This window comes from Anaerosacchariphilus polymeriproducens (assembly GCF_003363435.1).
GTDB classification, from domain to species: Bacteria; Bacillota; Clostridia; order Lachnospirales; family Lachnospiraceae; genus Anaerosacchariphilus; species Anaerosacchariphilus polymeriproducens.
Genome location: NZ_QRCT01000016.1, coordinates 192,041 through 216,605 on the forward strand (window position 1 = coordinate 192,041; position 24,565 = coordinate 216,605).

Genomic DNA, 24,565 nt, shown 5'->3' on the forward strand with positions numbered 1-24,565 from the left:
ATCAATCGAAAAATTTTTGATACGCCATCATATTTCTAACATCATGTGACGCAGGATCATTATAATATTCAAAATCTGTTATTTCCTGACCCAAGTAACCTTTATAACCCTTTTCAGCCAATGTCTTCAACCATGCCTCTAAATTATGATTCCCATCCCCCCAGATTAGATGACCATAAGGATTTCCATCTATAAAATGCATGTGAACAATCTCATCTCCAAATACATCAAACCATTGATCGATTGTTTCTCCTGCAACCCCCATTGCTGTCGTATCAATCATTATTTTAAAATTCTTGTGATTAATCTCATCATACATTTTTTTAGCATCTGTTAATGTTGTAACTAATTGTGATTCTTGTGGCCTCAAGGATTCCATTGCAAGGTTTAAGCCTTCTTGTTGTGCCACATCAGATAATCTGGCAAGCATATTTGCAGAACGTTTTAAGGCTTCTTTCCTATCTTCATGCCAATAGCCCCAGCCAGAATTGACTGCCATTGTTTCACAACCCAATTCTGCTCCTGCTTTCAACGCATTTGAAAAATATTGAAAACTCTTTTCATAAATATCGGCTTCCTGTGATGCGAACTGATACTGATAAATACAATTTTCTGGCGTAATAATTTTGACCTGCATTCCTCTTTCTTCTATTAAATGTCTGATTCTTTTACAATCAGAATAAGTCATGGAATCCAGAAAAAAATGAGGGGAGCCTGTCCACAATTCAATTGTTTTTACTCCAAGCCGTTCCTGTGTATTAAGAAAATATTCAAATGAGTAATATAGATAATGGATATTCATAGCTGCAATCTGGTCTATGTTTAACAATTTCATAATTCATTTCCCCCATTTTTCAGGTTGTCATATACAACTTTTCCATCTACAATTGTTAAAACAACATTTACATCTCTTATTTCTTCCATCGCTACCTCAAAAAGGTTCTTTTCCAGTACTGCAATATCTGCTAATTTTCCTTCTTCAAGTGTGCCAAGCTTGTCTTCCATTCCTAAGTTGATTTGTCCGCCAATCGTAAATGCTTTTAACAACTCAGAAAGTTCAATCGTATTATTCTTATTAAACGCCTCTCCTCCTTCCGGAAAATATCCGCCACAGCTATGATAAACTGCTTCAGGAATATCTGGAATCATTAATGGTAAATCAGTCGCTCCACTTAAAACCACTCCACTGTCAATCATTCCCCGCCTATTCCAATAATATTGACTCCTTACCCTTCCTATGGTTCTATCAATATTACTTTTTACTATTTCAGCAGGATCTAAAGACATTATTTGAAAATAAATTTCTCCTATTGCACCTAGTTGTCCCATTCTTTTTAGATCGATTGGGTTGGAAAATTCCATATCTGTAATTGCATGTCTGTTTACCAGTTTTCCATCTATTTTCTTACATTTATCATAGATATCTAAAGCTTTTCGTACTGCCCCATCTCCTTGTGCGTGTAAAGAAAATCTGAAATCATTCTTATCCGCTTCTAATACTTCTTTTGTAAGCAAATCATAATCAATTTCTATACTGCAATTTATATTTGTGTTTTCATAAGGTTCCAGTAAATCTCCCTGCATACTAGAAATTGTACCGTCTGTCATCCTGTTATAGCCAGAAAAACGGACAAAGTCTCCTCTAAATTTCTCTCGCATTTTCTTACCATGCTGGATATTCATTCCTTCTCCTACCGGCTGAGACATAAAGTGCACTCTTAGATTCAATTCTTCCTTCTCTTCCTTCTGTTTTAAGAAATCATCGAATCCATAAAAATCATCGAATCCCATCTCTTTGACACTGGTAACACCCTTGCTATTTAATAGAAACATGTAATCTTTCCATTCTTTTTCTATAAATGACGCGTCATTTAAATATTCTTTCATGATTCTATAATATGCTTCCGGATAACATTCATCTGGAGTAAATAGATATTGTTCTCTTGCTTTTTTATTCATAATGCAAGTACTTCTATCCGCTGCAAAAACAATGATTCCACGATCAGGGTATTCCTGATTCAGTAATTTTTCTAATCCATCTAATTTTGCTTTTTGATGATTCCAACCATGGCCGAAAATAGTTGCATGATTTTCTTTGGCTTTTACATTTTTTTCTAAATGCTCGATAAATTGAGAAATCGTTTCAATTCCGCTAAAATCTACACCAATGTGATAAATGGCATACCCTGTAAAAAAGGTATGAACATCTGCAAATCCGGCAGTGATGAGTCGATCGCCTACATTAATTACTTGTGTGTCTTCCTGAACATATTCTTGATATTGATTCCCTGTACCTACTTTTTTGATTTTGTTACCTTGAATTACAATGTAACCTTTGATAGGGCTGTCATCTCTACCAGTAAAGATGTTATTAGAGATAAGAACAATATCTGCCTTCTCATATTTCATTTCTTACGCTCCTTTCTGTTTCTTAAAATGACTATATCATATTATAACGTTATATACAATACGAGCATGATGTTTTATGACGATTCTATGTTTTTTATAATTTATATACGATTATTTTGTGCATTTTATACAATTTTCAATAATTTTCTTTTTTAACAAACAACATTTTAGGACTTGTTATTTTTTTTTTTATATAGTATAGTTACCAAAGAAAGTACATTTTTAATTTAAGGTTAATGGAGAATAAGTAATGAAATTGAACCCAGATAATTCTATTCCTTTATATCAACAATTAAAGGAAGATATTAAAAACTCGATTCGAACAGGTCAATTAAGGTATGGAGAAAAAATACCTACAGAACCTGAATTAAGTTCACAATATAAAGTGAGTCGAATAACGGTCAGACGTGCTATTGAAGAATTGGCTCGAGAGGGCTATCTTTCTAAAAAACAAGGAAAAGGCACTTTTGTACAGGAACATAAAATACAACGAAAAATTGAACATTTAATGAGTTTTAGTGAAGCTTGTGAAGCAAATGGCATGGTACCTTCCAGCATTATTACCAAAAAGGAAGTAATTCTATTATCAGATGAACAGGCAAAAGAAATGGGATCAGCCAGCGGCAGCCGGGCTGTCTTTACTCAACGTCTGCGCCTTGCTGATGGAGTTCCCATTATGTGTGAAAATAACATTTTTCCTTATGAAAGGTTTTCTTTTTTACTAAATGAATCATTAGATGGATCTCTTTATCGTCTTTTGGAAGAAAAATATAAGATTAAAGTAAAAATTTCTACAAACTCTTTTATCGATGTCGTCAGGGCAAGTGGTGAAATTGCAAGAAGCCTTCAGGTCTCAAATGGAGAGCCTTTGTTTTATCTTCATTGTCAAATTTATGATGCCGATAAAAACCTTATCCACATTGGAAAACAGTATATAATAAGCGAAAGATACCGCTTCTATCTGGAAGACTATACACATGAATAAAATGATACCAATAAAAAAGACCGCTTATTTTCATTTCTTTTTGAAATAAGCAGTCTTTACTTCCTTTAAAAAATTTCAAATCCTCTTCTTTATAATGCATCCGGTCCACGTTCACCGGTACGGATACGGATGACATCTTCCACATCATAAACAAAAATTTTACCATCACCATAATGCCCTGTATTGATTTCTTTTAAAACCTCTTCAATAATTTTTTCTGCATCCTCTGATGAAACTACAGATTCTACTTTTAATTTAGATAGTAGATTGACATTATATTCTGTTCCTCTATAAATATGTTTATATCCTTTCTGATTTCCATACCCCATAATATTTGTAATCATAAGACCATTTGTATTATTAGCATCCAAAATCTTTTTCAAATCATCTAAACGTTCGGGTTTTATGATAATCTCTAATTTTTTCATAAATAATCTCCTCCTTAATTTTTATTTTTTTGGAATCTGGCGAGCTGCTTTATGGGTAAATCATCTTCTGATTCAAAATCCAAATCATTTTTAACCAATTGAATATCCGGGTAAGCTAAGACTCCCATTTCAGGTATATCTAAACCTTCCAGTTCTGCTTCCGGATCCACACGTAATCCCCAGACTTTATCAAGAACCTTGAAAAATACATATGATACTCCAAATCCCCAGATAATCAGAACCAGTACTACAATGAACTGTGCAGCTAATTGAGATGCGTCACCATAGAATAAACCTTTTACTCCACCTGAAATCCCATTAACTCCGTCACCATACGTTCCATCTGCAAACAATCCCAAAGCAATAATTCCCCATACACCATTTACACAGTGAACTGAAATAGCTCCGACAGGATCATCGATTTTTAATTTATTTTCAACAAATGGTACAGCAAGACATACGAACAAACCACCTACAATTCCAATAAAAAATGCAGATACTACGTTAACAAAAGCACATGGGGCTGTTATCGCGACCAACCCGGCAAGCGCACCATTTGCTGTCATAGAAGGATCCGGCTTTCCATATGCGACCCACATATAAAACATAGCTACTAACCCACCAACAGCACCGGCTATCATAGTATTTGTTGCTACGATTGCAATTCGGAAATCAGTTGCATTTAAAGTCGAACCAGCATTAAATGCGAACCAGCAGAAAAACAAAATAATCGTCCCAATAATGGCCATAGGAATATCATGCCCTGGAAAAGCTCTGCTTGTTCCATCTTTTTTAAACTTACCAATTCTTGGTCCAAGCACGATGGCACCAGATAAAGCGATCATGCCTCCCATTGCATGGACTACTGCTGATCCGGCAAAATCAACTGCACCATGACCCAGACCAAAATTCTGACCTAATGTTGATAACCATCCACCGCCCCACATCCAATTTCCAAAGAATGGATATAGAAACATAGAAATGAATAATGCAATAAATATATATGCTGAATATTTAACACGTTCTGCCATCGAACCTGTTGGTATTGTTACTGTTGTATCCATAAATACCATTTGGAAAAAGAATAATGCATAAATTCCTGCATCATAAATTCCACCACTAGATAGTAAAAAACCTTTATATCCCATAATGCCGCCAAATCCGGGTATTGTTAACAACGCATCCAGAGCACTGCCACCACTTCCCAGTCCGGCAGCACCTCCACTGCCTCCAAATTGAATTGCAAAACCAACCAAAAAGTAACCAATTGCGCCCACCAAAAAAACCATAAAATTCATAGTCATTGTATGAGCTGCGTTTTTCCCCCTGCAGAAACCGGTCTCCACCATAGCAAAACCACATTGAAAAAAGAATACCATAAATCCTGTGATCATGATCCAAACATAATTCGTACCATAATACGCTTTATTAGCCACAGATGCTACTTCACCTAATGTTTCATTCCCAGTTACTGCTGTATAGGAAGCACCTGTTGGATCTGCACCATTTTTAGAAGAAACAGAAAGTGCAAGTATAAGGGCAACAATGGCTATACCAACTATAATTCCAATAATACTTTTTGAATTTTTCATAAAACTACCTCCGAATATTTCTATTTTTCTTTAATATTTTTTCTAAAATTCTGCCATAAGAATTTTGATGTATTTAAACTGAGCTTTTTCTGAAGCTTACTTACTGACAAATAATTTCTTAGTCCAAGATAAAATACTAATAGTCCTAAAACCATTCCATGGACCGATGTACTTAAAATTGGAATTGCTATATGGTTAATAATGCTATAGAAACTGAAAAATAAGCCTAAAAACATTATAAGCACAGCAATTGCGTATAGAACCTTAATAAAGAGATTCTTATGTTTATCCATAAAGGATACATTTGATTTCTTGTTCACACTCATCCCTCCTAAAAATTAAAAAAAAGTTAAAGCTAATCCGCTTCAACTTCTTTGTTGGGGTTGTTAATATAATTATTATAAAACTCTGCAGAGTATTCAAATTATTAAAAAAAGTCAAACCCAAAATGGATTTGACTTCGTCGTCTAATTCAATGTTTTAATAATTTAGTATGACTATAGCATATTTTTTTTATAATTGCAATAGTTAAATTTTATAATTTTGTCGTTTTATCAGATTATTTGTCGTTTAATTCCTTAAATTATTAAGCAGTAGGAAAATAACTACATTTCTTTATACTTTGAAAGAATGTCCTTGCATAATTCTTTGTTCTTATCAAACCACGAATCCGCATAAGTACAGGTAGCTGTTGCTTTGCAACCTTCTTCTCTTAGATAATCGACCATTGCTTTCATCGTTTTATCTGCCAGAGATTGACCTCTCATTTTGGGATTTACATAAACATGATTTATATTGATATCTCCATTTTCTTTACGCTCAAATGTAGCTTCAGCTATTAATTCACCATTTTCCTCTTGACTATATAATCTATTTTCTTCAACGTTCCATTCCATCGTAATTCTCCCTTCTTCTTAAATATTACTAAAATTCTTTTTTAATATTACTAAGATTCTTTTTTAATATTGCTCTAATAGGCTCATATTTCAAAAATAAATGAATACTAAAATATGGTTTCACAATTACGAAATAAATATGAATTTAATTTTAGTTTAAAGTACAACAGCCCCAAAAGTCAATTACTTTTGAGGCTGGCACAACTTTAAACCAAATTATGGATTCTACCGTTTTGCAAAACGAATCATATTCCAAGAAGCTTTATGAAGCAGACTTCTTAGTATACCGTCATCTATTGAGGAACGTGTGGTTTCGATTGGCTTAATTCTTTCAGCTCCAAAACCATTTACCACCTTGAAATCATCCGATTCTAAAACCAGATGCTCTACAACCTGATATCCTTCAAAACTTCTAATATCTGTTTCAAGTTCTATATTTTCTTCTATATTTCGATTTACTGCAAATATTGTCACTTCTTCTTTTTCTTCATTAAATACAGCAACAGATTCTACGTCGGTAACATTTTCATGATTTGCTGTATCATGTTTTGGTGAATTCATTACTGGAAGAAGTGCTACTCCCCTTCCATATTTGGAGGTATACATGAATGGATAAAATATCGTTTGCTTCCATGCACCACCACCGTCTTCATCTGTCATAATCGGAGCAATTACATTAACAAGCTGTGCTAAACAAGCCATTTTTACCCGATCTGCATGTTTCAATAATGTAATAAGCATTAAGCCCACTAATAATGCATCTTCAAATGTATAGATATCTTCCAGCATTGGGGGTGCCACCTGCCATGGATGATTGTGAATAATATCTTCATCTGATGCATTGGAATGGAACCAGACATTCCATTCATCAAAACTCAAATTTATATTTTTCTTTCCTCGTTTTTTTGCTTTTACATAATCGCAGGTTGCTATCACTGTACGAATAAAAGCATCCATATCATCAGATTTTGCCAGATAATCTGCTGTATCTTCCTCTCTATTTCCATAATATTGATGTAATGATACATAATCTACATGATCGTATGTATACTCTAGTGTTGTAGCCTCCCATTTCGGAAATGTAGGCATATCAAGCGCAGAACTTCCACATGAAACTAATTCAATTGTCGGATCAATAATTTTCATTGCTTTGGCTGTTTCTTCTGCTAAACGGCCATATTCATCCATTGTTTTATGACCAATCTGCCAAGGTCCATCCATCTCATTCCCAAGACACCATGTTTTAATATTATGTGAATCCTTAAATCCATGTTTTATTCGTAGATCGCTATATTTTGTTCCACCTGGATGGTTACAATATTCCAAAATATTACAAGCATCTGCTATCCCACGAGTCCCAAGATTGACAGCCATCATCACATCGGAATTTGCCTTTTTTGACCAGGAAATAAATTCATTAAGACCTACTTTATTTTCTTCCAGACTTTTCCATGCTAAATCTAAACGTTTTGGTCTTTCTTCAACTGGTCCTACACTGTCTTCCCAGAAAAAATTAGAAACAAAATTACCTCCTGGATAACGGATGATCGGTACATTTAATTCCTTCACTAACTCAATAACATCTGTTCGAAATCCCATTTCATCCGTAGTCTTATGTTTCGGACAATAGATCCCATCGTATACAGCCCTCCCCAGATGTTCAATAAAAGAACCATAGACTCTCTCATCTACTTTTGAAATATTATACTCTCTGTCAATCACCATTTTTGCTTTTTTCATCGTCATATCATGTCTCCTTCAATTTTTTTAGCCTTTTACTGCCCCTGCTGTCATACCTTCAACAAAATACTTCTGGAAGCATACGAATAATATAAATATCGGAACAATCGAGAAAAATGATCCTACAATCAGGAGACTATAATTATCTCCGTAAGGATTAATCAACGTATTTAATCCCAAAGTTAATGTATACTTGCTAGAAGAACGGATTACCAATAACGGCCATAAATAATTATTCCATGCATTCATACCATTTAAAATTGCCATAGCCGCAAATGCCGGCTTCATGACCGGGATAATCAAGCGGAAGAAAATCCCAAACTCTGTTGCTCCATCAATTCTCCCTGCTTCCAGTATTGATTGGGGTATTCCAAATAAATACTGCCTAAAAAAGAAAATCGTAGATGCATGTGCCATAAATGGCAGTATTATCGCAGCATAATTGTCTCCCCAGCCGGATATTTGTTTATATAGAGGCAGCATTACAACTTCAAGAGGTATGGAAAGAATAATTAATACAATAATAAATAGAAAATTTTTTCCTTTGAAATCATAAACTGCAAAACCATATCCAACAAATGCACTAACAAACAAAGTGCAAAAAACTGTTAATACTGTTAAAACAATACTGTTTAAAAACCACCTCCAATAATCATGATTTCCTGTAAACAGCAGAACATAATTATCCAGACTCATTCTTTCTAATTTTAAATCCAGATTCAAGCCATACTGTAATAAATCTCCTCCCGGCTTAAAACTCGCTATAAAGAGTGTAAAAACAGGAAGAACAATAAGAATTGCTAACACTGAAAATAGTATAATCATCGCAATGGAGGCAGCCTTATCTTTCTTTTTTCTTGAACCCATACTATTTCTCCTCCTTGCCAAAGGCACCTGTTAATTTTAATTGAATTAAATTAACTGCCATTATAATAAGCAGAAGAATACAGCCCACTGCACACGCATAACCCATAGCTCTCTTTTCAATCCCCTGCCTGTAAAGATAACCAACAATCGTCAAACCAATGTTATTCGGTGAATTATTCCCTTTAAACAACATATAACTCTCAAGAAACATGGACAGACCTGCATATATACTAATTGTAAGTACATAAACCGACGTTGGTTTCACTAATGGTATTGAAATTTTCGTAAACTGCTGCCATTTACTTGCACCATCTATTGCTGCTGCTTCATATAGTTCTGAAGGAATGCTTTGAAGTCCTGCCAGAAAATAAAGAATATTAACTCCAGTCCATCTCCAACAAGCAACAAGCAGTAATATAAAATAACTTGTTTCTGCATTTTTAAGCCATTTTATTGGAGAAAAACCAAAAAATCCAATTACCTGATTCGCTAAAGAACCAGCGGCTTCCCCGAACATTAATCGAAATACAGTTCCTGCAACTACAACTGATGTTAATGCCGGAATAAAATAAGCTGATTTAAATAGTCCAGGCTTTTTCATCAGTTTACTATTTAATAAGCTGGCAAAAAGTAATGGAAATGGTATCAGTAATATCAAAGTACCCAGCATATATTTCACACTATTAAAAATTGCCTTTAGAAATATTTTGTCACTTAACAGCCTTTCGTAATTTTGAGTTCCAACCCATTGGTCTTTTAGAATATCTTGGAAACTTAATAAAATTCCATTGCTTATTGGAGCTGCCCAAAATAAAAGTACTGTTATGATAAAAGGCAATACAAAAATGTATGGTGCAATTTTTTTTGAGTAAAAGAATCTTTTCAGCATACAATCGTACTCCTCTCTTCTTTAGCGTCTCATTTTTTAAATTCATTCTCAAGGGTTGCCTGAGATTCTTTCAATGCCTCTTTTACTTCCATACCATTTTCAAAAATATTGTTTAATGTGACCGTGCAAAATTCATTATTTATAGAAGGCCATTTTTCATCTGTCAAACTTCCAAGTGACCCTATATTATCTTTTATTTTATTTAACGTATCAAATGGATAATTAGAAAAATATTTTACATATTGATTATCTGCGTTTTGAGTAATCTCAGTATCAGACCAAACCTCAGTATTTACCGGATCAAATCCTAATACATTCCAAACTTCTTTGTTCGCTTCTTCAGACAATTTAATATAGGCCATGACCTCTGCTGCAAGATCTGCATGCTTTCCAGAAGCGACAATTGCAGTACCTGTACCTCCGCCTCCAATAGAAGCAAATTCTTTGTCTGATGTTTTCCAAACTGGCGTTGGTGCAATCGCTACTTTCCCTGCTAAATCTGTCATGTAATTTACAAAACGTGAAGTATTCCAAAACGGCATGATCTGAACCGCATACTCACCATTGTTATAACAAGGATAAGCTTCTTCATTATCCGGCTGCCCCCCAGGTATTACAGAAAATGCACCTGTATCCTGCATTCCTTTTATGTACTCAAGTACTTCTGCCATAATTTCATTATTCACATTCAAACTACCATCTTCTTTTAAATAGTCTCCTCCTTTTTGGGCAAGCATTAAATTAATCATCCACTGTGCCGTCGTTTCAATCGTGGCAAAAGATTTTCCGGTAGCCTTATAATATTTGACCCCTGCTTCTTTAAAGTCATCCCAGGTTTTAATATCTTCATAATTGATACCTGCAGTTTTCAATAAATCTGTATTGTAAAAAGCTACCGTTGCTCCAACATGAGTAGGAAGTCCGTAAATTTTTCCCTCTTTTGAATAAATATCAAGTCTTGACTTTACGATACTTTTTTTATAAGGTTCAATTACATCTGTCAAATCCCTAAGACCAACTTCACCTACCATAAATGCCGGAAATTTTCCAAGTTCAATATCTACGACATCAGGTGCTCCTTCTTTCGATTCCAATGCAAGTGATAATTTATTGTGCATATCATCATAAGACAAATTGCTTAATACCAATTTAACCTTCTTATCAGGATGCTCCTGATTCCATTTCTTTGCCATGTCTGTGTAGAATTTTTGATGAAATTCTATGAAAGTCCAGACTTTTAATGTTGTCACATCATCCCCTTCAACCTCCATTTCATTCGTCGCTACGGTCTCCCGTTTTGCATCTTTCCCACACCCCATGAGAAATGCTGCTGTCATAGTTACACTTAATAATGCTGCTAATACTCTCCTTTTCAAACCTTCTCCTCCAATCTTTAACCTATTGACAGTTACTTCTATCAAATCAGATGACCAATTTTCCTAAACTCCCCATCTGCCTGATACATTATAGTATTTCTTTCATCCAGACCATCATTTCTCCGCCTTTTCGATTTCCCCACGAATAATAAGGAACAGCTTTTAATTCAATGTCTTCAAATTCCACTTCCCTGGAAGCATAAAGTTCTTGTTCCTTCCAATTTGCTTTTGATATTTTCTTTCCTTTACAGGTAATTACACATATTCCATTCATTAATTCTGATTCAAAACGTTCCATTGGTTTCTGCTTTGTATCAATATAAATAGATGCTAGATTTGTACCATTATCTACTTCCTCAAAACAATAAACAAAAGGTCCTTTCATAACAGCTACTTTACCCGCATCCTCTCGTACAGAGGGATTTGCACGTATGAACCTGGCTTTTGCATTATATTTTATCGTAATTGTTTCTTTTATAAAGCAATCTTCAATTTCCATGTAACCTTTCTCTATTTTGATACTCTCTAATTCTTTACCGCAACGAAAGACCTGGAAATCTCTAGCCTCACCCACAATCCGAAATGCAATTTTAATTTCTTTTTGTTCACCTGCTATTCTTTCTATCGTAAATCTAATTAAACCGTCCTTTGGAAACTCACTTTCCATTTCTATCTGATATCTGTTTCCATTTAAATCTGCCGTTACCTGGTTACTTATATATAAATTTACATAAAGTGAAGAATCATCGATACCATATATGTATTGACCTAAGGATGCCAGCGTTCTGGCTATATTCGGGGGACAACATGCAACTCCAAACCACTTTTGGCGCCTAGCTTTAATATGTTCTTTTGATGTACGTTCCAAACAATTGTCGGGCCATACTTCTAAAGGATTCACATAAAAAAAGCTCTTTCCATCCATTCCAATACCAGATAAAACCGTATTGTATAAAGCTCTTTCAACAACATCATAATATCTTGCATCTCTTGTAATTTGAGCCATTCTCAGACCAAACAATGCTAAACCTATGGAAGCACAAGATTCTGAATAATTAGAATCGTTTGGAAGATCGTAATCTGTTGTAAATCTTTCCAATATACCAGAGGAACCGATTCCACCTGTTATATACATTCTCTTTTGAACAATATTATTCCAAAGATTCTGACACGCGCTTAAAAGCTCTTTATCGTTATATTCATAAGCTAAATCTACCATTGCACTATACATATACACTGCCCTGACTGCATGCCCCTCAGCAGACTGCTGCTCCCTAACAGGTTGATGAGATTGAGAATATTTCACATCATAATTATGAAAGTCCGGAAAAATTTGTTTATAAGACTCTTTCTTTTCTTCCTGCAAAAAATAATTATCTCCTATACCACGCTGATCAATAAAATATTTTGCAGTTTCTAAGTATTTTAAGTTTTTAGTGACTCTGTATAATTTCACTAATGCCAATTCTATCTCCTGATGACCCGGATAACCATGGCATTGTCCTTTTAGGGGACCAAACTTCTCTGAAATCAAATCCGCTAACTTGGAGACAATTTTAATAAACTTATCCTTTCCTGTCGTCTGATAATAAGCTACAGCAGCTTCAATCATATGCCCTGCCGTATATAATTCATGACCTTCTTTTAAATTTTTCCACTTTTGTTCAGGTTCTTTTATCGTAAAATATGTATTTAAATATCCATCCTTTTCTTGTGCCCTGCCTATCAAATCGATTGTTTCATCTGCAATTCTTTCAAGTTCCTCATCCCTGTCACCTGCCAAAACATAAGCTACTGCTTCTAACCACTTTGCGATATCGGTATCTTGAAAGACTGCCCCTTGAAATTCACCTTTCATTTCTCCTGCCGCAATTTTAAAGTTACTTATACAATGACTCGGTTCTTCAATATCTTCCCTATCATTTAAAATGCCCCATTGATATGGAATAATGACATCTTTCACAAGACGGACATAATGTTTCCAAATTAAATCTTTAATTTGAATAGGATCTAAAGTTATACTTTCTAATTTTTTATAGTCACTATTTATCATATTTCTTTCCCCTTTGATTTTATTAATCGTTTAACATATAAGTAGCAAAACTATATTTATCTTCTTTTTTTATACGATTCATGTTACATTATCGACACTTTTTTATTGTTCGATTTAACTATAGTATCATTTTTACGTCTATTTACTTTGTTATAACACACTATCTTTTGTTTGTAAAGTATTTTTTCACAATATTAATACTTTTTTAAAACGTTTAACATGTCATTTTATACAATCTAATTGAAATGATAATTATTTCGGTGCCTAAAACTGCTTAAAACATAAAAAAACTGCTCAATATCAAATTTGATTATATTGAGCAGTTTTTTTAATTCATTAATTTTACTGATTTACGTAATAATTTTTCACACTTAACTTCAAATATACGTTCATTTTCTTGTAACGTTTTGTCACCTTCCAACATTTTAATCAAAACGTCACTTGCACAATAACCAATATCGTGAAGTGGCAGATTCACAGTTGTCAGAGGTGGATGATAATAACTTGATAATTCACGGTTATCATATCCTGCTACAGAAATATCCTTACCAATTTCTAGTTTCAGTTCATCCAACCGATCATAAACACCACCTGCCATAATATCATTCATACAAAATATAGCAGTAATACTTTTATTAAGCAAAAAATCTACTTTATCATATCCAGAATGCCTCGTCCAATCCCCTTCACAGATCAAATCCGGATTATACAGAATTTGATTTTCAAACAAAGCTTTTTGATAGCCTTTCAATCTATTCTGGGCATGAATACTATCACTTTTTCCTTTTATAACGCCTATCCTAGTATGTCCATTCTCAATAAGATGCTGCACGATTTGATAGGCTCCATCCACTTCATCTACAACTACAGAAGGAATCTTCGCACTTTTTGTATATCCATATGCCATCACGGCAGGAATCGATAAATTATCCGGTATACATTGGATCACGCGCTCGTGGGCTGCTACATAAATAATTCCTTCCACCTGTTTTGACATTAATTTTCGTATTTCTTGCTGCACAACTTCAAAATAATCCTTACGATTATAATAACTATCTTCGTATTTCTTGAATAATCTCAGGTTTGTTAGCAATATTTGATAATTTACTTCCTCACAATATTCTGTTATACCATCAATGATATCCGGAATACTGAAAATCGTCATATCCTCTGCAATTACACCAATACTTCTTGTATTTTTCATCTTTAAATTTTTAGCTACATGATTCGGGGTATAATCAAGTTCTTTAATTGCTTTTTTTACCATTTCTATGGTTTTTTCACTTGCTCCCGGTTTTCCATTTAATATATTTGAAACGGTAGCCGTAGAAACATTACATGCTTTCGCAACTTCTTTAATTGTCGCCATCTTACTATTTCCTCTATCTTTAATATTTAACATATTTTATATAAAACGTTTAACCTTATTGACATTGTGCCATAACAAGTGTCATTCTGTCAATAAAAAACAACAAGCTGACCTTTCATTCTAAGAAAGATCAGCTTGTTCTAACTACTTAAACTACTTAAACATTATTTCATTTTTTCTATTTGAATACGGAACAAATTTGAGAAGTCGATTTCACTCCATTCGCACCAAATATGATACGTTGGCCAAACTCAGTAAGGTTTTTGCCTTCCCAATCTTTAGAAAGATCCAAAAAGCTTAAATTACCACTATTTCCAGTCCATGACCATGCCTGCCAGCCAACACCTTTTTCTTGACAACATCTCATAATAGCATCTTCATCCACATCTCCGTTTGTATGGTATCCACCAAATTCCGAAATAGACAAGCAAAGATTTTGGTTCAATACATTGCTTATATTGGAATAAACAGTATCTGCATTCCCTCCGGCGTATTCATACATATGGATTGCGAACATTGTATTTCTTAAATTATCTGCATTCGCCACTTCCTTGCCATGATCAAAAATACTTTTTGGCTGCTGCCCCCAACCAGCACAATCTACCATAATCGTATTTTTAATGCCTTCATTTCTTAAACTTCTAATTGCTGAAATGTAACCGTTTTTCCAATTGTTCCCGTCATCCCAAGTACCATACCACTCATTTGCAATATTTAAGATTACATATTTTTCATTACCTATCAGAGCTCTTTTCATCTCTTTCCAATAATTAACTGTTTGATTAAGCTTATTAAAATCATCACTACCGGTTGCATCATGAACTTCCAAAACAGCTATCATTTTGTACCTTTTGCAATATTCTACCAAGGTGTTTATTTCCTGTAGACTGGTTTTTCCCCACTGCTGTCCGTCTGATAATACAATACGGACACTGTTAAAACCTTTCGATGCAATTGCAGGAATCGCAGTTTGATACTTATCACGATACCATGCATGAGGATAATTCACCCCTCTCATTACAAACGCTTTCCCATTCGCATCATAAAGTTTTGTTCCATTTACATGAAAACCAGGCTCAGCAGCCATAACAATATTGCCTTTTTCTGTTGACAAAAACCCCAAAAAGCTACTTACAGTAAATAGTATTGCTAAAACAAAACGTAACATCCCATTTTTACTCATAAAATCATACCCTCTCTTTTAAGCTCATTTATAATACGTTTACAAGGTGTCATTTTGAATTATAAATGCAATACCCCCTTTCTTTATCAATTTATCCTTTGTAAATTAACCTCCTTTCAATCGTTTTTAGCAAACCCCAATCTTATTTGATTTATCTATCGTAATGCTAAACCCCCTTTCGCATTAGATTACTTTTTTATACCACTTTTTTCATAAGGAATTGTTGTTAATAAAGCTTCACAATTTCCAGATATCTCGAATTCGCCGGTCGAAGCAGTAAGTAGAATACTATCCCCTTTTTCAAAAGAAACTTCCTCTGTATTTACAATCGTTCCATTTCCATTAATCACCAAAATGTGTAGAAAAGAATCTTCATCTACCTTACCAAACATTTTCCGCATAAATTTCCCATCCAGAACCAGTTTATCTACTGTGAAATATTTACAGCTTCCCAAATGCGGTTCAAAAGAATCACTTCGAACTTTGGGATTGCGATTCGTTACCTCAAGAGCTTTTTCAATATGCAGATCCCTTTGTTTCCCATCTGCACCTACACGCCCATAATCATATACCCGATACGTTACATTTGAATTTTGTTGTATCTCCGCCACTACAATATCCTTACCAATTGCATGAATCGTCCCGGCTTCTATAAAGAATACATCCCCTTTTTTTACCGGCACTTTATTCAAGACTTCAAGAAGCGTATCTTCCTTGATCCTTTTAGCGAATTCGTTCTTATCTATCTTCTTTGAAAATCCATAGTATAAAAAGGCTTCCTCAGAACAATCCACTACATACCACATTTCTGTTTTTCCATTTTGTCCTTCATTCGATAACGCATACTCATCACTTGGATGAACCTGAATGGACAGATTATCTTTTGCATCTATAAATTTAATTAAGATCGGAAAGTTTTGGAACTGCATACAGTTTTTTCCGAGTATTTTCTTCCCTTCCCATTCTATATATTCCTGTAATGTCTTGCCTGCAAAACTGCCCTGTGAAATTATAGATTTTCCATCAACATGACAGGATAATTCCCATGATTCAGCCAGTACATCCCCATCAAACTTTTTATGATAATCTTGTTTCAAACGATTTCCGCCCCATATGTAATCCTTATAACAAGGTGTCAGTTTAATAACAGCCATATGCTACCTCCTATTCACCCAAGGACAAAACGCCTTGTTTTAATTGCTCCAATTTTTTTTCGGAATCTTCGAATCCGAATCCATTTACACCAAAATAATATTTGATCTTTGGTTCAGTTCCGGAAGGACGTACGCAAAACCAAGCATCATTCTCTAATTCATAGTACAATACATTCGATTTTAACAATTTGATTTTTTCAGCTTTCCCATCACCGAGATACTTTTTTTCTCCCGTCAAAAAATCTGAGATACTTTTAACCTGATACCCCCCTACTTCTTTAAGAGGGTTTTCTCTAAGAGAATCCAGTAAAGATTGTATCTGCACTGCCCCTTCTGCGCCTTTGAATGTCTTTGTATGCAAATCCTCCCGAAAGTAACCGTAGGTCTCATACATACGAATCATCTGATCCCACAACGTAATTCCCAAGTTTTTATAATAAGCTGCGGCTTCACACAATGTCATCACCGCAACAACAGCATCCTTATCTCTTGCGTGCGTTCCTAAAAGACATCCATAACTTTCCTCAAAACCAAATTCAAATTCATATTTTTTGTTTTGCTCAAATAACTTTATCTGTTCTCCAATATATTTAAATCCTGTTAATGTTTCAATTAACGTTGCCCCATATCTTTTAGCAATGGCATCTGCCATATTCGTAGTAACAATAGTTTTAACCAATGCTCCCTTGGAAGACAATCTTCCTTTCTCTCTTTTCTGTGAAAATAGATATTCACAAATAAGTGCACCGGACATGTTGCCTGTAAAGGCTTTAAATTGGCCTGTTTTACTATCCTTGGCATATACTCCTAACCGATCCGCATCAGGATCTGTTGCCAGTATGATATCCGCATCAACTTTCTTTGCCAACTCGAGAGCCAGTTTGAATACTTCTTTATCTTCTGGATTGGGATATTTTACAGTTGAAAAATTCTCATCCGGCATTTCCTGTTCAGGTACTACATAAACATGTTCAAAACCCAGCTCTTTGAGAATTCTTCTTACTGGCACATTTCCTGTTCCATGAATTGGAGTGTAAACAATTTTTAGTTTTTTTCCTACTTGTTCTACTAAATCGGGATTTATTACCAGCCTTTTCAAAGCCTGCATATATAAGGAATCGATTTCATTACCTATGAAAATTAGCAAACCCGAATCCAAAGCTTCATTTTTATCTATTATTTTTACTGTTTTATAATCATTCACCTTATTTACTTCTGCAATAATTTCAACATCTTTGGGATACGTTATCTGAGCCCCATCCTCCCAATAAACTTTATAGCCATTATATTCTGGCGGATTATGACTTGCTGTAATGACGATACCTGCAATACACCCAAGATGGCGTACTGCAAACGATAATTCCGGTGTTGGCCTCAATTCTTCAAACAAATAGACCTTAATTCCATTTCCCGCAAGACATAGAGCCGCTTCCATAGCAAACTCAGAAGACATTCTCCTAGAGTCAAAGGCTATGGCCACACTTTTCTCTTCTTTTTCCTGCTTCAAAATATAATTTGCCAAGCCCTGAGTCGCTTTGCGAACCGTATAAATATTTATCCTATTAGTTCCGGCTCCTATGATTCCTCTAAGCCCACCTGTTCCAAATTCTAAGTCTTTATAAAACCGGTCTTGAATTTCTTCCTGCTGTCCTTTTAAGCCTAACAATTCTTTTCGGTCTTCTTCCTCAAAATATTCATCAAAACACCAGTTTTCATACTCTTTTATGTAATCCTTCATATGTTGTTATCCTCCAGAATTTCTCCATTACTTTCAATGATTTTCTGATACCAATATCCCGAATCTTTTATAATGCGTTCTTGCGTTTTGAAATCTACATGAACCAAACCGAACCTATCTTTATAACCTTGGCACCATTCAAAATTATCTAACAAACTCCAATGGAAATAGCCTCTGACATCGACTCCTTCTTCTACTGCTTTTTTCAGGTAACGAAGATAACGAGTTGTGAATTCAATCCGATTGGGATCATGAACTTCTCCATCTGCCGAAACCACATCATGACAACAAAAGCCGTTCTCAGTAATATAAATCGGTTTTTGATACCTTTCATATAAAAATTTGGGTCCCCAATAAAGACATTCTGGTGTAACCGGCCAATTATTTGCCGTTCTCACATATCCCGGTTCCCGGCCTGCTACTTCAAACTCTCCATTGTCTTTGGCTTTTATCAGTACGCCATTATAAATGTTTTCACCCATAAAATCTAATGGTTGAGAAATCAACTCCATATCGTCTTTACTTATTTCAGGCAGATAGGATGCGTACTTTTCCATCCCTTCTTCCGGATAATGCCCTAGAAAGATCGGGTCGCTGAACCAAGAAACGTTCCAAGTCCAATTATAGATATCTTGATTCATTGAAAACAAAGCTTTTCTGGCGGCATTAATATCTTCTTCCTTATCGGAATATGGAATCGTCATCCCACAAGTCGGAGCTATTCCTATTTGAATCGGCTGCTTCGCATACTCCCGTAATACTTTAACCGCCATTCCATGTGCTTTTAACACATTATGCGCCATATGAAACGTATCCCGAAGAGGAAGCAAAAGTCCTGGAGCATGCTCTCCTCTAAGATAGCTTAATCCAAGAAAGCACTGCGGCTCATTCATTGTAATAAATTTTGTTACCTTATCCGAGAAATTTTGTACCACAATTTTCGCATATTCTGAAAACCAATTCACGCATTCACTATTGAGCCAACCTCCCTTTTTATAAAGTTCATAAGGAAATTCCCAATGAAATAGCGTGAGGTAAGGTTCAATTCCATTCTCTAACAACTCCTCTATTAAATTATTATAAAATCGGATCCCCTCATCATTTACTTTTCCCGTGCCATTTGGCAGAATCCTGGTCCAATCTATAGAAAATCGATAGCTCTTAATTCCTAATTTCTTCATAATTTGAACATCTTCTTTATAGCGGTGATAATGATCACACGCATATTTTCCAACATGATTATCAAATATTTTATTCGGTTCTGCACAAAACACATCCCAGATATGCATTCCTTTCCCATCTGCTGGTGCTGTGCCTTCAATCTGATAAGCACTGGTCGCTGCGCCCCATGCAAAATCTTTTGAAAACATACTTATTCCTCCTTTCACGAAACAATCAGCGAGACGATATAAAATGGCGTAATATTTTCTTTATTAACATTCTTTATTTCAAATCGCACTTTGTGATTGCACCTTTCTAAATCAGTTGAAATCATTTGCAAATACAAACAATCTCCCCAATCTTCCTCATAATTGCCATCCAATTCACACACTTCACATCCATCTAAAGAAACACTGGCCACAGGAGCCGGTTTATTAATGGTCTTTCTATATTGAACCGCTACATTGGAACCATATACTTCCAACTCAATATAAGCCCCTTTTTCATCTGCATACCAACCTTTTCTAAAAACATCTGACATATCTATTTGTTCTTGTAAATCTATTTTAAATCCTTTCATTTTTGCCTGTATTGATAAATTATTGATTATAATGGAGTTTTCAAATCGATTCGGAGTAATAACAGCAGGTATTTCCATTTCCACCCACTCCTTATCCGTATTTTCAACTAACTCCTCAAGGAATTCACAAATGATTTTAGCTACTAAATAGTGCCCTAGATCATTGGGATGAAGCATATCATTTGTCAAATCCCGGACTTGAAAAGTTCCTTTTACTACTTCCTTATAAAGACTTTCTTTAATACTGACAATCGGCAGTTGATATGCTTTGCCAACGCTATTATGAAATTCCTGAGCTGTTTTTCCTGTATCATAGTACATATTGTTAATCAATATAATAGCAGGCTTACTCTTATAACCATATATCTTTCGTATCAACCCTTCATAGGTTTCCTGAAAAAATTCATTTCCTTCATCATTAACACTAAATTCCACAAACACGATATCCGGATTCTCTACCAACAGATCTTTCTCTACACGCGCAACACCAAACTGCGATGTAGTAGCTCCAATCCCTGCATTTATATATTTGACAGTAATTGTGGGGAACTTGCTCCCCCACCAACGCCACACTAAATGGGCATAACATTTCTCAGGGGAACTTGATAATGCTCCTCTTGTAATGGAACCGCCAATAAATCCTACAGAAATATTCCGCCCCTTCTCTGCTTTTTCAAATACCTTTTTAAAACGGTATAAATTACCTACATTTATCAGACCTTCCACAATTAATTCCTCCAGATCCCATCTCCAAAACTGTCTATGTAATCAGCTAATTCTTTTCCCATTTTTTGCGCTTCTTTTATACGAACATGACCTTTGGTTCCTTTTCCATTATTTTCATACATAAAATGTACAATCTTTGAATCATTCACCTCGTTACAGATCAATTCTATGGATTTATCCCATCCATCATGATGTTCTATAATTGTTGTGGTCAATATGATCAACGCTTTGGGATAACGTCCTCTTATCATTAACACAAATTCTTTGTATTTATTTCTCCAATGGTCTGCTCTTTCTCCATAAAAATTATCTTTCATAACATCAATAGGGAAACTGTCATTTTGACCAATGGCTATTATCACTACATGGGGCGTATATTTTTCAAAATTCCAATACGTAAGTTCCCCTAATTCAGGATTAAATCGCAGCTTATCATAAACAGATACCATTCCTAACTGATTGGGAGCCGAAAAATATCCGGTATGATCCAAAAGAGCAATTCCCCCTTGCGCTATATCATGAAGCTCAGCCTTTAATTCCCTTGCAGCAAACCATGCATATGAGAACCAGGCGTTGGAATACTCGCCCGTATGGACTGGATCTTCTATCCCATCATATCCCTCAATTTCTGCAACCTCTCCGGCACTTACAGAATCTCCGTACACTTCAATTCTACGTTTACTAGCCTGCTCAGCCTGAAATACCTGTGCTTCTTTATCAATAACAAAACCATAAAACTCAAAAAAATGACATCCATCCATTCGCTTAAATAGTAGTACTTCATGTACAGTATCTTCTAATCCTTCGCCCAGAATATGTATTTCTCTATGCCCTTTATTTGATAATTTGTGCTTACTCTGCTTCCCATCAATGATTACGCCAATATAATTATTCCAGTATTTATGATGATTTTTTAATAAAACCCGTAGACTGGTACCATTGAATTTTATCTTCACGTAGCTGGCCGGATAAAGAAACATCGGATTTTTATTATCTGTATCATCAATTCTGCCTGAATATTGCAAATTACTATTATCAGGCAAAATCAAACGGCCATTTTTTACGAAACGTATCATTGGCCAAGCATCTCCAAATTCTTTGAAATCAATTCACATCTTTGCTTTACGCACAAAGCGGATCTTAGCGGATCTTCCGGAGTTTGAAATACATAGTCCATTAACTTATCTTTTGTCGTTGTCGCTACATGCATTCTCGTGTCTGAAGATGCATAATAGATAAATATTCTGCCATCTTCTTTCACTATTGCTCCATTGGTAAATACAACATTGGATACATCTCCAACTCTCTCTTCACCTAACGGAGCAAGGAACAACCCCGATGGCTGTGCTATCACTTTTGACGGTTCCTTTAAGTCCGTTGCAAATACATAGAGTACATACCGGAGACCTGCTGCCGTATTTCTCACACCATGAGCAATATGAATCCACCCTTTTTCTGTTTTTATAGGAACAGCTCCAGCGCCATTTTTTGCTTCTGTAATGGTATGATATTTGCGTTCACTGGTAATCATTTCTTCCTCAATAACAGCATGAGTGATATCCTTACACAATCCAAAACCTATACCACCGCCGGAACCAGTATCTATAAAACCATCCATAGGTCTTGTATAAAAAGCATATTGCCCTTTCACAAATTCAGGATGCAGCACCACATTTCGCTGTTGTGGTGATTTTAGGGTTACCAAGTTGTCAAGTCTTTCCCAAGTCTTTAAATCTTTTGTCCTAACAATACCTGCTGCCGCAACAGCCGCAGACAAATCGTTTACCGAAGTATCCTTACTCTCTGAACAAAAAACTCCATAAATATAGCCATCTTCATGTTTCGTCAGACGCATATCATAAACATTCGTCTCTTCTTCTATGTCCGGAAGAAGAATGGGATAATCCCAGAACCGGAACTCATCAATACCTGTTTCACTTTCTGCCACTGCAAAAAAGGACTTTCTATCACTGCCTTCTACCCTGACAACCAGATAGTATTTTCCATTTAATTCTATTGCTCCTGAATTCATAACTGCATTGACACCAAGACGTTCCATAAAATATGGATTCGTCTCTTCATTCAGGTCATACTTCCAAAATAATGGAATATGATTTCTTGTCAGAACCGGATTTATATATCGATCAAAAATTCCATTATATAAATCTTTCTTTTTATTCTTTCTGGCAATCAATGCCTCCTGTTTTTCTAATTCTTCAAAATATTTTTTACTTATCATTCCCTAATCTCCTTAACAATTCAATACACATACGCCCATTATGATAGGGACACTTCCACATACTAACGATTCCTTTTTGATCATCAGAACGGCTCTTCTCATCTGTATTCCAAAACCATTCCGATCCATCTCTTTTGTCAACAAGATTGTTTTTTATATAATTCCACAGATGATTAACTGCCTCATAATATTTAGCATTGGTCTGGTTCTTATTATATTCATTCAAAAATCCGACAACCGCTTCTGCCTGAACCCACCATATTCTTGCATCATCTACGCCCCCATTACAAGATTCGTTACTTAAAGACGTTCCATCAAATGCAGTTTCGTAAACTTGTTCAGCCAAAGTCCGTGTAATTGGAGACATCTTTTTATGATATTTCTCGTCTTTTAAAATCTGACATCCCAAATCAATCAGCCACGATGCCTCAATATCGTGTCCAAAGGAATGCAAATCAATCAAACTGTTCATCTTATTATCAAAAAATACTTCCAGACGTCTTAGAATCGGATTATATACATCCTGAGCAAAGATATCTAATATGACCTTCATTCTTTCCGCCACTTTTTCTTCACCAGAGACCCGATATAACTCCGTATAAGCTTCAAACACATGCAGGAGTGTATTCATCGTCCGCTCTGCAAGTACACCATTTTCTGACAATTTTTCATTGTCTTCCAAACAAAAATTTCGGGTAAACGCTTCTAAATATCCTGTGTCATCACTGCACTTTTCTTCAATCAGCTCAAATAATAGAAAAGCTGTTTCAAGAGCTTTTTTATCTTTCGAAACCTCAAAATAGGATGCCAATCCATAGATGGCGAATGCCTGATTATATGTATGTTTACTGCTGTCCAAAACAGTTCCATCATAATTTAAAGACCAATAAACACCTCCACACTTTTCATCCAAAAAGTGTTCTCTTAAAAATCGATAAGCATGGGCAGCATATAAAAGTAATTCTTCCTGGCCCAAAACCTGATATGCATTGGAGAAAAACCAAAGAATTCTACTGTTTAAAATACAGCCCTTAGCTGCGTCTTTTTGTATTTCCAGATTGTAATCCATATGGCCGTAATAACCACCATAGGTTTCATCCTTCATACGCTTCCAAAACGGAAGCAGTTTTTGTGTCAAATGACTTTTTATTTCTCCTGCTAAAATCGCGTTCTCATTCAT

Annotated in this window: 21 protein-coding genes; 1 reads left to right on the plus strand and 20 read right to left on the minus strand. The window is 35.2% G+C overall.

Annotation, left to right across the window (positions count from 1 at the left end; all coding sequences use genetic code 11):
• Position 1 precedes the first annotated feature (1 nt).
• Positions 2–835: a sugar phosphate isomerase/epimerase family protein gene (locus tag DWV06_RS07080; RefSeq protein WP_115481481.1), complete on the minus strand. Its 834-nt coding sequence runs from the start codon at positions 833–835 to the stop codon at positions 2–4.
• A complete protein-coding gene (locus tag DWV06_RS07085; protein WP_115481482.1) occupies positions 832–2,409 on the minus strand; it encodes an amidohydrolase in 1,578 nt (525 codons plus the stop codon). Before DWV06_RS07085 ends, DWV06_RS07080 begins: the two co-directional genes overlap by 4 nt.
• Positions 2,410–2,659: 250 nt before the next feature.
• Between DWV06_RS07085 and DWV06_RS07090 the strand changes: the two genes are divergently transcribed.
• The gene (locus tag DWV06_RS07090; RefSeq protein WP_115481483.1) at positions 2,660–3,394 is read left to right on the plus strand and encodes a GntR family transcriptional regulator; all 735 of its coding nucleotides are present in this window, start codon (positions 2,660–2,662) and stop codon (positions 3,392–3,394) included.
• An 89-nt stretch (positions 3,395–3,483) separates the two neighbouring features.
• Here DWV06_RS07090 and DWV06_RS07095 read toward each other — a convergent pair whose 3' ends face one another.
• From DWV06_RS07095 to DWV06_RS07180, 18 genes are all read right to left on the minus strand, one after another.
• The gene (locus tag DWV06_RS07095; protein ID WP_115481484.1) at positions 3,484–3,822 is read right to left on the minus strand and encodes a P-II family nitrogen regulator; all 339 of its coding nucleotides are present in this window, start codon (positions 3,820–3,822) and stop codon (positions 3,484–3,486) included.
• A 14-nt stretch (positions 3,823–3,836) separates the two neighbouring features.
• Positions 3,837–5,414, minus strand: a complete 1,578-nt coding sequence (locus DWV06_RS07100) for an ammonium transporter (protein WP_115481485.1) — start codon at positions 5,412–5,414, stop codon at positions 3,837–3,839.
• Between the two features lie 20 nt (positions 5,415–5,434).
• Complete coding sequence (locus tag DWV06_RS07105; protein WP_115481486.1) at positions 5,435–5,734, minus strand: hypothetical protein; 300 nt, start codon at positions 5,732–5,734, stop codon at positions 5,435–5,437.
• A 285-nt stretch (positions 5,735–6,019) separates the two neighbouring features.
• Positions 6,020–6,310 carry a GNAT family N-acetyltransferase gene (locus DWV06_RS07110; RefSeq protein WP_115481487.1) on the minus strand — a complete coding sequence of 97 codons (291 nt, stop codon included), beginning with the start codon at positions 6,308–6,310 and terminating at the stop codon, positions 6,020–6,022.
• A 225-nt stretch (positions 6,311–6,535) separates the two neighbouring features.
• The gene (gene arfA / locus DWV06_RS07115) at positions 6,536–8,050 is read right to left on the minus strand and encodes an arabinosylfuranosidase ArfA (RefSeq protein WP_115481517.1); all 1,515 of its coding nucleotides are present in this window, start codon (positions 8,048–8,050) and stop codon (positions 6,536–6,538) included.
• A gap of 27 nt (positions 8,051–8,077) precedes the next feature.
• Complete coding sequence (locus tag DWV06_RS07120; protein ID WP_115481488.1) at positions 8,078–8,917, minus strand: carbohydrate ABC transporter permease; 840 nt, start codon at positions 8,915–8,917, stop codon at positions 8,078–8,080.
• A 1-nt stretch (position 8,918) separates the two neighbouring features.
• Positions 8,919–9,806: a carbohydrate ABC transporter permease gene (locus tag DWV06_RS07125; RefSeq protein ID WP_115481489.1), complete on the minus strand. Its 888-nt coding sequence runs from the start codon at positions 9,804–9,806 to the stop codon at positions 8,919–8,921.
• Between the two features lie 29 nt (positions 9,807–9,835).
• The gene (locus DWV06_RS07130; protein ID WP_235828912.1) at positions 9,836–11,182 is read right to left on the minus strand and encodes an ABC transporter substrate-binding protein; all 1,347 of its coding nucleotides are present in this window, start codon (positions 11,180–11,182) and stop codon (positions 9,836–9,838) included.
• A gap of 88 nt (positions 11,183–11,270) precedes the next feature.
• The gene (locus DWV06_RS07135) at positions 11,271–13,235 is read right to left on the minus strand and encodes a glycoside hydrolase family 127 protein (protein WP_115481490.1); all 1,965 of its coding nucleotides are present in this window, start codon (positions 13,233–13,235) and stop codon (positions 11,271–11,273) included.
• Positions 13,236–13,563: 328 nt separating this feature from the next.
• Complete coding sequence (locus tag DWV06_RS07140; protein WP_115481491.1) at positions 13,564–14,604, minus strand: LacI family DNA-binding transcriptional regulator; 1,041 nt, start codon at positions 14,602–14,604, stop codon at positions 13,564–13,566.
• Between the two features lie 178 nt (positions 14,605–14,782).
• Positions 14,783–15,787, minus strand: a complete 1,005-nt coding sequence (locus tag DWV06_RS07145) for a glycoside hydrolase family 5 protein (RefSeq protein WP_115481492.1) — start codon at positions 15,785–15,787, stop codon at positions 14,783–14,785.
• 188 nt (positions 15,788–15,975) lie between these two features.
• A complete protein-coding gene (locus tag DWV06_RS07150; protein WP_115481493.1) occupies positions 15,976–16,941 on the minus strand; it encodes a type I phosphomannose isomerase catalytic subunit in 966 nt (321 codons plus the stop codon).
• 10 nt (positions 16,942–16,951) lie between these two features.
• Complete coding sequence (locus DWV06_RS07155) at positions 16,952–18,679, minus strand: phospho-sugar mutase (RefSeq protein WP_115481494.1); 1,728 nt, start codon at positions 18,677–18,679, stop codon at positions 16,952–16,954.
• Positions 18,676–20,049, minus strand: coding sequence for a GH1 family beta-glucosidase (locus DWV06_RS07160; RefSeq protein ID WP_115481495.1), 1,374 nt, complete (start codon positions 20,047–20,049; stop codon positions 18,676–18,678). The genes DWV06_RS07155 and DWV06_RS07160 overlap by 4 nt, the downstream gene beginning before the upstream one ends.
• Before the next feature lie 14 nt (positions 20,050–20,063).
• Positions 20,064–21,146 carry an SGNH/GDSL hydrolase family protein gene (locus tag DWV06_RS07165; protein ID WP_162300596.1) on the minus strand — a complete coding sequence of 361 codons (1,083 nt, stop codon included), beginning with the start codon at positions 21,144–21,146 and terminating at the stop codon, positions 20,064–20,066.
• Positions 21,147–21,148: 2 nt separating this feature from the next.
• Positions 21,149–22,222, minus strand: coding sequence for an SGNH/GDSL hydrolase family protein (locus DWV06_RS07170; RefSeq protein ID WP_115481497.1), 1,074 nt, complete (start codon positions 22,220–22,222; stop codon positions 21,149–21,151).
• Complete coding sequence (locus tag DWV06_RS07175) at positions 22,219–23,385, minus strand: glycoside hydrolase family 130 protein (protein ID WP_115481498.1); 1,167 nt, start codon at positions 23,383–23,385, stop codon at positions 22,219–22,221. The genes DWV06_RS07170 and DWV06_RS07175 overlap by 4 nt, the downstream gene beginning before the upstream one ends.
• Positions 23,375–24,565 carry an AGE family epimerase/isomerase gene (locus DWV06_RS07180; RefSeq protein ID WP_115481499.1) on the minus strand — a complete coding sequence of 397 codons (1,191 nt, stop codon included), beginning with the start codon at positions 24,563–24,565 and terminating at the stop codon, positions 23,375–23,377. The genes DWV06_RS07175 and DWV06_RS07180 overlap by 11 nt, the downstream gene beginning before the upstream one ends.